General features: G+C 64.8%; 10 protein-coding genes. 6 read left to right on the forward strand and 4 right to left on the reverse strand.

Features of this window, described 5'->3' with window-relative positions; genetic code table 11:
* Positions 1–220: 220 nt before the first annotated feature.
* From NN5_RS22290 to NN5_RS22310, 5 genes are all read left to right on the forward strand, one after another.
* Positions 221–1237: a glycosyltransferase gene (locus tag NN5_RS22290; RefSeq protein WP_067738447.1), complete on the forward strand. Its 1017-nt coding sequence runs from the start codon at positions 221–223 to the stop codon at positions 1235–1237.
* 83 nt (positions 1238–1320) lie between these two features.
* On the forward strand, positions 1321–2829 hold the full coding sequence (locus NN5_RS22295) for an oligosaccharide flippase family protein (protein ID WP_067738450.1): 1509 nt from the start codon (positions 1321–1323) through the stop codon (positions 2827–2829).
* 82 nt (positions 2830–2911) lie between these two features.
* Entirely contained in the window at positions 2912–3820 is a 909-nt protein-coding gene (locus tag NN5_RS22300) for a retropepsin-like aspartic protease (RefSeq protein WP_067738453.1), read from the forward strand.
* Between the two features lie 46 nt (positions 3821–3866).
* Positions 3867–5687 (forward strand): ABCB family ABC transporter ATP-binding protein/permease, encoded by a 1821-nt coding sequence (locus NN5_RS22305; protein WP_067738455.1) that lies wholly within the window; start codon positions 3867–3869, stop codon positions 5685–5687.
* Positions 5688–5976: 289 nt separating this feature from the next.
* Entirely contained in the window at positions 5977–7464 is a 1488-nt protein-coding gene (locus NN5_RS22310) for a SulP family inorganic anion transporter (RefSeq protein WP_067738467.1), read from the forward strand.
* A 136-nt stretch (positions 7465–7600) separates the two neighbouring features.
* On the opposite strand, the gene NN5_RS22315 is transcribed toward NN5_RS22310, so the two are convergent.
* Positions 7601–9274, reverse strand: coding sequence for a DUF8614 domain-containing protein (locus tag NN5_RS22315; protein WP_067738458.1), 1674 nt, complete (start codon positions 9272–9274; stop codon positions 7601–7603).
* 216 nt (positions 9275–9490) lie between these two features.
* On the opposite strand from NN5_RS22315, the gene NN5_RS22320 reads away from it, so the two are divergent.
* A complete protein-coding gene (locus tag NN5_RS22320; RefSeq protein WP_067738461.1) occupies positions 9491–10111 on the forward strand; it encodes a trimeric intracellular cation channel family protein in 621 nt (206 codons plus the stop codon).
* Between the two features lies 1 nt (position 10112).
* Here NN5_RS22320 and NN5_RS22325 read toward each other — a convergent pair whose 3' ends face one another.
* The 3 genes from NN5_RS22325 to NN5_RS22335 all read right to left on the reverse strand — a co-directional run.
* Entirely contained in the window at positions 10113–10667 is a 555-nt protein-coding gene (locus tag NN5_RS22325) for a hypothetical protein (protein ID WP_245656663.1), read from the reverse strand.
* Between the two features lie 108 nt (positions 10668–10775).
* Entirely contained in the window at positions 10776–11207 is a 432-nt protein-coding gene (locus NN5_RS22330; protein ID WP_067738464.1) for a hypothetical protein, read from the reverse strand.
* Positions 11208–11321: 114 nt separating this feature from the next.
* Positions 11322–11838 (reverse strand): prolyl oligopeptidase family serine peptidase (locus tag NN5_RS22335; protein ID WP_157081276.1); only part of this gene is annotated, 517 nt, incomplete at its 5' end.

Below are 11838 nucleotides of genomic sequence, written 5' to 3' on the forward strand. Positions count from 1 at the left end.
TTTTCGAACCGCTCGAAACGCTGGGAAATCCTAGGGAAACCTCGTCTTGCCCTAACCATATGGGGCGAATCCCCGCCGTTTCAACGACAGCCCCCTGCCTGGCGGGCCCCTCTTTTGTCCCGATTCACGATCTTACGGTTTGTTTACCGTGAAGCGGCTAACCAGAAGCGAGTGCACACTGGGCTGCAACGGGCCCGCCAAAACCGGGAATTTCCAATCAATGCCGACTCCGGCGATCAGTGTGGCCATGAGCGTCTATAACGGTGAGCGCTATCTCGCGTCCGCCATAGAGAGTGTGCTGGCCCAGGACTTTACGGATTTCGAGTTTCTCATCGTCGATGACGGGTCCACCGACGCGTCCCCGCGAATCATCCGCCGTTACGCGGAGATGGATTCGCGCATCCGGCCGATCCTGCGCGAGAATCGCGGTCTGATCGCCAGCCTCAATGAAATGATCGCCATCGCGAAGGCCCCGGTGATTGCCCGCATGGACGCAGACGATATCTGCAGGCCCAACCGCTTCTCCAAGCAGATCGCTTTTCTGGAGCAGCATCCTGACTACGGCGTCGTGGGATCCTGGAGCGAGGATATCGGCGAAGACGGAGAGCCCCTGGTCCGTCATGGCATGGACGACCATCCGCTTACCCACGAGGAACTGCTCAAGGCCATAGAGACAGGCGGCCAGCTGATCTGCCATCCGGCAGCCATGTACCGGCGAGACACCGTCCGTTCGGTCGACGGGTATCATGCCGCTTTCCGGCATTGCGAGGATTTCGATCTGTGGCTGCGGCTCACAGGCGTCACCAAGCTGGGGAACATTCCCGAACGGCTGCTGCGCTACAGGCGCTATCCGGGGCAGGTCTCCTCCCGTCATGCCACCGAACAACAGATCGGCAGTGTCGTGGCGCGGATCGCCTGGGAAGAACGGCAGGCAGGCCGCCCCGATCCCACGGCAACGCTCAGCCGCCTGCCGCCGATCGCCGATCTCGATGCCCTGTTCGGGCGGCCCGGGATATCCCGCCGCGTCCGCGAGCAGGTCGCGCTGGGCGTCCGCTATTCGGCAAGTGCCATGCGCGACGAAGGATTCGACCTGCTCGTCAGCCATCTGCGCGATGGCGGCCGGCGCGACGGCATGTGGCGCACGGTCCTGCGGCTGCTGCGATTCGGCGAGCCGGTGCGCGCCCTGCGCCTGGCCTCCACTCTCGCGACCTCTCACGCGACGTCCCACGCAGTCTGAACACGAACATGGACGGCGCGCCCCCTCCCCCGGAAAACTCACTGGCCGAATCCCCGCCGGCCAAAACCACGGGGACCGCATCCATGGAGGCCAAATCCACGGACGACAGCGGACGCGGCCACGCCAGCGTCAAGTCGGCGGCCCTGTGGGCGGCGGGCAGCCAGTATTCGCAATTCGTCCTGCAGTTCGTCACTTCGGTCATCATCTCGCGCTTCTTCCTGAAGCCCGAGGAAATCGGCTTGTTCTCTGTCGCACTGGCGGCAGCGATGATCCTTTCGATCATTCAGGACTTCGGCCTTACCCGCTACCTCGGCCGGCATCCGACCGCGGACGAGGAAACCGTGCGGCACTGCACGGTCATCGCGGTTGCCTTTTCCTTCGTGCTCGCCGCCCTGATCATGGCGGTCGCCTGGCCGGTCGCGCTGTTCTACAGCGAACCGCGCCTGTTCGGCATTCTCGGGCTGATCGCGGCGTCCTACCTGATCAATCCCTGGAGCATCGTGCCAGTGGCCCTGCTCTCGCGCCGGCTCGATTTCCGCGGGACGTTTCTGGTCAATTCCTCAGGCGCCCTGGCCAACAGCAGTTGCGCACTGACGCTGGCCGCACTCGGCTTTTCCGCCGAATCGCTGGCATGGGCCATGATCGCGCAGGCCGCCACGCGCGCCGCCATCGCGCAATGGCTCCATCCGACACCGCTGAGCCTCAGGATCCAGCTCGATCGCACCCGGGAAATCGTCGGCTTCGGATCGAGCAGTGCCCTGCTCTATCTTTCCGGCGGAATCGGTATGCGCACGCCGGATCTCATCGTCGGGCGCCTGCAGGGCATGAACGCAGCGGGCCTCTATAGCCGCGGCGTGGCGCTGGCCTCACAGCTGCACTACCTCGTGGCCGGTGCGGTCGGCGCGATCTACTATCCCACTTTCGCCCGCCTGCGCGACGAGCACAAGGATCTGGGCCCCTATTACGAACGCGTCGTGGCCGCGCATGGCGTGATCGTCTGGCCCGCCATGGCCCTGCTCGCCGTGCTGTCCGAACCGGTGATCCTGCTGCTCTACGGGCCGGGATGGGCCGAGGCCGCACCGCTGCTCGCGTTCGTCGCCCTGGCAGAGTGCTGCTTTGTGGCGCTGCCGCTGCACATGGACCTGCCGATCCTGCTCGGCCAGCTGAAGAAGCTGCTCTACTTCAACCTTGCCGATACCGCGCTTTCCGTGACGACTCTGATAGCGGGCGCGACGATCGGCATCGAAGCCGCAGCGGCCTCGCGCATCGTCTATGGCGTGGGCTGGTTCTGCCTCTACGCGTTCTGGATGCGCGATCTGGTCGGCTTCAGCTGGCGCACGATGCTGCGCATCTATTCTGCAAGCCTGGGCGTGGCGCTGATCACGATTCTGCCGGCGCTCTATGCCGTGATGATGTGGCGCAGCCCCGCGACCCTGGGGTTCATCGACTTCGTGCTGACCGCCGCCGTCTCGGGCATGGCCTGGCTCGGTGCAGTCTTCCTGCTGCGCCATCCGGCGCGCGAGGATCTGGTCGGCATGGCCCTGCATGTGCTGCGCCCGGTTCGCGAACGGCTGAAGCTCCATTTCGCCTGAATTGTGGCGTTTCGCCTGCAATCGTGATAATATTCCTGCCTGGAAAAACACAGGGCGGACAACACGCCCGCCGGAGTAGGATATGTCTGGAACAGCGCTTGCGCTGGCGTTGCTGATCGCCGATCCGGTGATCCTGGGCACAACGCCCGTGCCACCCACCGCGCCCGAAAATGCCGAAACGCTTCAGGGGGCCGAAACCCTTCAGGGAAAAGCCGACCTCTATGAGCGTATGACCGTGAATGTCGCGGTCGAAGGCTCCGGGCCTTACCGCTTCCTGATCGACACCGGATCGCAGCGCACCGTGGTTTCGACCAGACTGGCCGGCAGCCTTGGCCTGATGCCCGGGCCTCAGGTGCGTATCGTCGGCATGGCCGGCGAAGGCCGGGTGGGCACGGCCCATGTCGATACGCTCGGCTTCGGGCGGCAGGAACTCTACGGCCTCGTGGTGCCGCTGCTGGAAAACCAGCATATCGGCGCAGACGGCATTCTCGGCACCGACAGCCTACAGAACCAGCGCGTGCTGCTGGACTTCACCCACAACACGATCGCCATCGGCGGGACCCGTGAACTGGGCGGGAGCAGCGGCTATGAAATCGTCGTGCACGCCCGCAAGCGCTCCGGCCGGCTGATCATGACCAATGCCGTGATCGACGGCGTGCGGGTCGATGTCGTCGTCGATACCGGAGCCAGCACCACGGTCGGCAATCTGGCCCTGCAACAGGCCATGCGCCGGAATACCCAGGGCGTCGCCACGCTCTCAAGCGTCACCGGCCATGAACTCACGGCGAATGTGGGGTTCGCGCGCGAACTCAAGGTCAGTAATCTCACGATCAACAACGTGGCTATCGCTTATGCCGATGCCCCCGCGTTTCGCGAGCTGGGGCTGCGCACGCACCCCGCGATCTTCCTCGGAATGCGCGAATTGCGCGCATTCAAGCGCGTCGCGATCGATTTCACCTCGCACAAGATCCTGTTCGATTTGCCGGGATAATGCCTGCTGCGATTGCGCCCGGCGGCAGGAACCCTAAATAGCGGCGATGCCACCCGATACCGCCGTCCGCGATCCGAATGCCCGCCACGATGGCTGGCGTACCCTGCTGCGCTTCCTGCCCTATCTCTGGCCCGCCGATAACAAGGCGCTGCGCTGGCGGATCGTCGTCGCCTGCCTGTTCATCCTGGCCTCGACCGCGACGCAGCTGACCCTGCCCTATCTGCTCAAGTGGGCAGTGGACACAATGGGCGCGACCGGCCCCAAGCTGGTGCAGCTCGCGATGTGGACCGTGCTCGGTTACGCCGCCGGGCGGCTCGCCCAGACCACTTTCGACAACATGCGCAACATCGTGTTCGAACGCGTCGGGCAGGATGCGACGCGCGCGCTGGCGGAAAACGTCTTCGGCCAGCTCCACCGGTTGAGCCTGCGCTTCCACCTCGCGCGGCGCACCGGCGAAGTGACCAAGACGATCGAGCGCGGCACCAAGAGCATCGACACGATGCTCTACTTCATGCTGTTCAACATCGCGCCGACCGTGCTGCAGCTCGCGGTGGTCGCGGTCATCTTCTATCTGAACTTCGGCCCCGGCCTCGTCGCCGCGACCGCCGTGGCCATCGCCGCCTATATCTGGGTGACGCGCACGATCACCGAATGGCGCACCAAGCTGCGCGAGCAGATGAACCGGCTCGACGGGCAGGCACTGGCCCGCGCGGTCGATTCGCTGCTCAACTACGAAACGGTGAAATACTTCTCGGCCGAGCACCGCGAGGAAGAACGCTACGCCCAGGCCACCCGCGCCTATGCCGTGGCTGCCGTGAAGAGCGAGAATTCGCTCGGTATGCTCAACATCGCGCAGGCCGTGGTGGTGAACCTGCTGATGGCGGCCGCGCTCGCGTGGACAGTGTGGGGCTGGTATCAAGGCAAGTACACCGCAGGCCAGCTCGTTTTCGTACAGACTTACCTGACGCAGCTGTTCCGCCCGCTCGACATGCTCGGCATGGTCTATCGCACGATCCGGCAAGGCCTGATCGACATGGCCGAAATGTTCCGCCTGCTCGATACCGATGTCGAAGTCTCGGACAAGCCCGGCGCTCCGGCGCTCGTGATCCGCAAGCCGTCAGTGATCTTCGATGATGTCGTGTTCGGCTATGAGCCCGACCGCACGATCCTCCACGGCCTCTCGTTCGAAGTGCCGGCAGGCCAGAATTACGCCGTCGTCGGGCCCTCGGGCGCGGGCAAGTCCACTCTCGCCCGGCTGCTGTTCCGCTTCTACGATCCGCAACGCGGGCGCATCCTGATCGACGGGCAGGATATCCGCGAAGTGACGCAAGCCTCCTTGCGCGCCGCGATCGGCATCGTCCCCCAGGATTCGGTGCTGTTCAACGACACTATCGGCTACAACATCGGCTATGGCCGCGACGATGCGACGCAGGCGGACGTCGAGGCCGCCGCGCTAGGCGCCGCGCTGATGGGCCTGATCGGCCGCCTGCCCCAGCGATTCGACACCGAAGTGGGCGAACGCGGCCTCAAGCTCTCGGGCGGCGAGAAACAGCGGGTGGCGATTGCCCGCACGCTGGTGAAGAACCCGCCAATCCTGCTGCTCGACGAAGCGACCAGCGCGCTCGACACCCGCACCGAGCAGGACATCCTCGCCACCCTGCATCGCGTGGCCGAGCATCGCACCTCGATCTCGATCGCGCACCGGCTTTCGACCATCGCCGATGCGGACAAGATCCTCGTACTCAACGAAGGGCGGCTGGCGGAAAGCGGCAGCCACGCCGAACTGCTGCGCTTCGGAGGCCTCTATGCCGAGATGTGGGCACGGCAGGCCGCCGAGGCCGAGGCGATGAACGAAGCGGCGGAGTAGCGACAGGACAATCCTCCCTGTTTCCGAAGGAAATGGGGAGGTGGCATTCGCGCAGCGAATGACGGAGGGGCAAGGCACTCAAGCCCCTCCACCACGCCGCTACGCGTCGCGGTCCCCCTCCCCATCCCCTGCGGGGACAGGGAGGATTTACGCCCCAACCTTGCCCTTCTCCCCCCGATCAGGCATGGCCGCCCGCGAAATTTGCTGCGGGTGCGAAGGCGCTCGCCTTCCCGAAATCGGCCGAGCCTGCGTCCGCGTGTGGCATGGCCCCTTGCGGCTGGACGAACTTATGCCTTTCATCTCGAACTTCCGTCAGGACTGGCTCGGCAACATCCGAGCCGACGTTCTTGCCGGCATCGTCGTGGCGCTGGCCCTGATCCCGGAGGCCATCGGCTTCTCGATCATTGCCGGCGTCGATCCGGCGGTCGGCCTGTGGGCTTCGGTGGCGATCGCCATCGTGATCTCGTTTACCGGCGGTCGCCCCGCGATGATCTCGGCGGCCACCGCTTCAGTTGCGGTGCTCGTTGGGCCGCTGGTGCGCGAGCATGGCGTCGAATACCTCTTCGCCGCGACGATCCTGATGGGCGTGTTCCAGATCGTGGCAGGGCTGCTGCGGCTCAACCTCTTGATGCAGTTCGTCTCGCGCTCGGTCATCACCGGCTTCGTCAATGCGCTCGCGGTCCTGATCTTCATGGCGCAATTGCCGCAGCTGATGGACGTGACCTGGCACACTTACGCCATGGTACTCGCCGGCCTCGCGATCATCTATCTGTTCCCGCGCGTAACGACCGCGGTGCCCTCGCCGCTGGTCTCGATCCTCGTTCTGTCGGTGATCTCGATCGGGCTGGGGCTGCCGGTCCACACCGTGGCCGACATGGGCGAACTGCCCTCCGGCCTGCCCAGCTTCGGCCTGCCGCATGTGCCTCTCACCTGGGAAACGCTGCGCATCATCGCGCCCACCGCCGGGGCCATGGCGGCCGTCGGCCTGCTCGAATCGCTGCTGACCGCGCAGATCGTCGACGACATGACCGACACCGATTCGTACAAGCGCTACGAGTGCCGGGGCCAGGGCATCGCCAATATCGTCGCGGCCCTGTTCGGCGGCATGGGCGGGTGCGCGATGATCGGACAATCGGTGATCAACGTCACTTCGGGCGGGCGCGGGCGCCTCTCGACGTTCATCGCGGGCTTCTTCCTGTTCATCCTGCTCGCGATCCTCGGCCCCTGGGTCGGGCAAGTGCCGATGCCTTCGCTGGTGGCCGTGATGATCATGGTATCGATCGGCACCTTCTCATGGAACTCGATCCCCAACTTGCGCCGCCATCCCTGGCAAAGCTCGGTGGTGATGATCACCACGGTGGTGGTCGTCGTCGCCACGCATGACCTCTCGATGGGCGTGGGCGCGGGCGTGCTGCTCTCGGGCATCTTCTTCGCGCAGAAGGTCCAACGCCTGTTCCGCGTCGCGCGAGAAGTCAGCGCCGACGGCCAGACCGCGACCTACCGTGTCTCGGGCGAAATCTTCTTCGCCTCGGTCCACCGCTTCATCGAGCAGATGCAGACCGAGAAGGAAACTGCCCCCAAAGTCACGATCGACATGACCCACGCCCACCTGTGGGACATTTCCTCGGTCGATGCGCTGGACAAGATCGTCGGCAAGCTCGCCAAGGGCGGGGCCGACGTGAAAGTGATCGGCTACAACGAAGCGAGCGCCGACATCGTCGACAAGTTCGCCCTGCACGACAAGACCGGCTTCGAACTGGGCACGGTCCCGCACTGAGGCCAAGCCGTATTGGGATTCTCTCCCCTTCAGGGGAGAGATACGCAGGCTTGTGCCCTCAGGGCACTAGCCGGAGTTGAGAGGGGCCCCCTCTCCCAACCCTCTCCCCTGAAGGGGAGAGGGCATCGCATTCCAGTCAGATCGCGTCCGGATAGACCGGCTTGATATCCACGGGGATCGTATCCATCGATGCGATCGCGGCTTCCGCCTCGGGATCGAGCTTCGCCCATTTCGCCATGAAGGTCTTGGTGCCTTCGTAATCGCCCAGCGCCTGCAGCATCAGGATATCGTGCAGCAGGCTGCGCACGCCCTCCTCCATCTTCGCGTCATCCACGATGTAGCGCTTCGCCGCCGGATCATAGGTGAAGGCGCCATGCGCGCGCAGATAGGCATATTGCAGCGCCGCGCCCTTGCCATGCGCCTCGACCGCGCCGAAGCGGACCGCGCGGAAAATGCCGGTGAAGTAAGTGGCGAAGAGCTGCGGCTTCTCGGCCGCCGGAAGCTCCCCCTTCTGCATCATCAGCAGGATATTCCACACGCCCGCGACATCGGCCTTGGCTTCCTCCAGCGCCGAATTCTGTTCCTTCAGCGCCTTGTCGACCGTGGTCTTCTCACCGTTCACCACGATCGTGCCCGGCCCGAGGCTGTGCGACAGTTCGTGGAACAGCGTTTCGAACTGCATGTACTTCTTGTCCACCAGCCCGGCCTGATCCGCTTCGAGCACCAATGCGCCCATCGGCTTCAGGATACGCTCGAACTTGGCGCCCAGCACGTTCGAGAGAATCACCTTCTTCGCCCCCTTGGCCTCGCGCACGCGTTCATCGTTGGGCAGGTTGAACGCGATGGTCTGCACGCCCGGCACATTGTCGCCGCCGCCATGGACCTGCTCGGCCACGGCAATCGGGCTGACGAAACCGCGCTGGAAGTTCTTGTATTTGTCCTCGATCGGCAGGTTGGCTTCCATGTCCTTGAGGTAGTTCTTGTACTTGGCAAGCGCGGCGGACTGCGCCGGATCCTTCAGCGTCACGAAGCTTTCGAACGCGGTCTTCGCCCCCATCAGGCGGTCGGTATAGACCTCGTAGGGCCCGATCGCGATTTCGATCGGCGTGTCCTTGAGGTCCATCCACGCCAGTTCGCTCTCGAAGTAATCGTCTGTGCGAAAGGCCTTGGCGCGCAGCGTCAGGAACGTCTTGAGGCTGGGATTGCTGGTCTTCGCGGCCGCCTGTTCCAGCAGCTCAGCCGCCGGTTCCAGCCACTGCTTGTATTCCACCGAATAAGGCACCGCGACCAGCTTGTCCCCCTGCCGCTTCACGACGGTATAGGGGCTGAGCAGCGCGTCCTTCTGATCGGGATGGGCGGCGATATAGGTTTCGAGTTCGGTCCGCGTAAGGTCCTCGGGATAGAACCCCGCCCCTTCGGGCATCGGCGCGGTGCCCCAGAACGGGTGCAATTCGGCCAGTTCGTCCCACGGGCCGAAATTGCGGTCGAACATCTCGACCAGCAGATCGCGGTCGGCGCGGCGGTTCATCGAAATGGCGCGGCGCACTTGCGGGTTTTCGGCATAGCGCTGGCGCAGATAGACTTCGCTCAGCAGGTCCGACGCCTTGATGAGCAGATTCACGACCTCGCGCTGCTCGGGATTGAGGAAGGCCGTGTCGACATCCATCGTGATCGTCGCCAGCTTCGCCCTCTGCGCGGCGAGATCGTAAGCCGGTTCGGCCGGAGCCACCGGCGTGGACGCCGCCTCGACCGGCCCCTGCACGCAAGCCGCGCTGGCCAGCAGCAGCGCTGCGGGAGAAAGAAGTTTCATAGCTTTCATTGGGGGGATTTCCGTCAATTCAGAGATGGCCGCAACCTACCCCGCTTGCGTGCGGGCGCAAGCCCAGCCTCGGACCGGCTGGCGAGGCACCGGTTGCAGCAGCCGGCATTTCGCGGGCCGCGCGGCCGCTTTGCCGGATTCCCCGATCCTTTGCGCATCCCATTTCACAGGCAGTCAAGCCGCCCCCGGCGTGATAAAGCCCCTGCCATGCATCCGGCCGCACCTGCCCTGCCCCCTGCCCTCGACCTGATCGGGATCGCCGTTTTCGCGCTCACCGGTGCCCTCGCGGCCGCACGGCTGCGGCAGACTTTCGTGACCGTGGCCTTCTTCGCGCTGGTAACTGGCGTGGGCGGCGGCTCCGTGCGCGACCTGCTGATCGGCGCGCCGGTATTCTGGGTGCATGACCACACTGTGGCCCCCGTATGTCTTGCCGTCGCCCTGGTCGCCTGGTTCACCCCGGTTCGCTGGTGGGAAGGCCGCGCGCTGGACTGGGCCGACGCCTTCGGCCTCGCGGTCTATTCGGTCCTCGGCACGATCAAAGCGCTGGCCTGGGGCGTGCCGCCGGTCCCGGCGATGCTGATGGGCGTCGTGACCGGGTGCGTGGGCGGCATCATCCGCGACGTGCTGGCCGGCCAGCCCTCGATCCTGATGCGGCCCGAACTCTACGTCACGGCCGCCGCGCTGGCAGCGGGGCTAGCCGCGACCGGAATGGCGATCGGGCTGGCACCGGGCCTGACCTGGGCGCTGGCCGTGGTGGCAGGCTTTGCCTTGCGCGGCGCGGCGATCCACTGGTCGCTCGGCCTGCCGGCCCATCGCGGCGCCGAGTAAATCAGATCATCGCGTGCCCATCGACCGCGACGGAGCGGATCTGCCCGCTGTCATCGACGCTGCAGGCATAGCCGCGCCCGTCTTCCAGATGACCTTCGACGCTGAAGCGCTCGCCCATCCGGCGCACGTTATCGACCGAACCGATACGCCGGTCGCCGCGCTCGATCTCGCTGGAACAGGCATCGACAGCACCATCGAAGCTGGCGCCCATGCGCGAGCCGCCCGGATAGTCGCCCCCCGGATAGTCACGGCCGCTATAGCCGGACATCGGCGGGACTTCGGCATAGCCCTGCTCTCTGGACGAATCGTAGGGGCCGGCCGGATAGTCGGCAGGCTCTTCCCGCACGGTTTCCCTGTTCGATTTGCTGGCTGCGCTCGCAATCGCGACAACCGCGCCGCCGATCAGCAGCCCTGCCAGCAGATCGCCGCCGCCTCCGCCGTGATGGCGATGAGGGTGCCAGTCGCCGTATCCATGCGCGAAGGCCGGGCTCGCCGTCATGGCCAAGGCCGCGATGGCAGCCAGCGAAGCAGCAGTACGTGAACGCAAAATCGTCATCGGTGTCTATCCCACACCCGGCCTGCACACTGCATTCCGGACCAGCTTTCGAACGATAGGCGGTCCATGCTTTCCTCGCCATGAACCGCCATTGCGGCGGCGCGCTGGTTACAGCCCGCGGATGCCTGAAAAATCGAGATCGGCAATCCGTCCGCGATAATCGACCTTGCAGACGAACCGGCCGGAATCGTAACCGCGAACGCCATGGCTCCAGCCATAGGAGCGATCCCTGCCGCGCCAGTCACGGCCCATCGTGTTCACAGCAATGCGGCCTTCGACTTTGTAGCCGTAGCGCTTGTGGTCGACATCGCGGATATCGGTCACACGCGCGCGGCTGCCGTAGGCGTAACGATTGGCCGTGCGAGTGGCGGCGGCAACGCACCGCTGTACCGCGCGGTCCGCATTCACGCCGCGGCGGTGGTCGTAGCGGCTATCATACCGGCCATCGTCGAAATCGCGGGCCTGCGCCGGAGCCGCCGCCGCAGCCGCCATGACACCGGCTGCGGCTGTCCCGATCAAAGTCTTCGCAAGGGTCTGCATGGCTTATCATCCTCGTTTCCCGCCGGACCCGATTGTCCGGCCATGAAGAGGATCTAGCCAGCGCGGCGTGATGCGGCGCTGAACTGGCTATGCAGTCAATATTCAGGGTTCAATCTACTTTTCTGAACGGCTTTCCGTATCCTCTGGCACGGCCAGCCCCGTCCACTGCGCAATGAAGCTTAGGATATCCGCACCTTCCTCGATCACCTTGTCGGTCGGCTTGCCGGAACCGTGACCGGCGCGGGTTTCGATCCGGATCAAGTGCGGCTTGCTGCCAAGAGCGGCTGCCTGCAGCGCGGCCGTGTACTTGAACGAGTGGCCGGGCACGACGCGATCGTCCGTATCGGCCGTGGTCACGAGAATCGCCGGATAGTCCACGCCGCCGCGGATGTTGTGATAGGGTGAATAGGCACGCAGCACTTTGAAATCCGCCTCGCGGTCCGGATAGCCGTAGTCATCGACCCAATAGCGCCCCGCCGTAAAGCGATCGAAGCGCAGCATGTCCATGACGCCGACTTGCGCGACCGCGGCGGCAAAGAGATCAGGCCGCTGGTTGACGACGGCGCCCACCAGCAGCCCGCCGTTGGAGCCGCCCTGAATGGCCAGGCCATCCTTCTTCGCGATCCCCTGA

This window comes from Novosphingobium naphthalenivorans NBRC 102051, from assembly GCF_001590985.1.
GTDB lineage: Bacteria > Pseudomonadota > Alphaproteobacteria > Sphingomonadales > Sphingomonadaceae > Novosphingobium > Novosphingobium naphthalenivorans.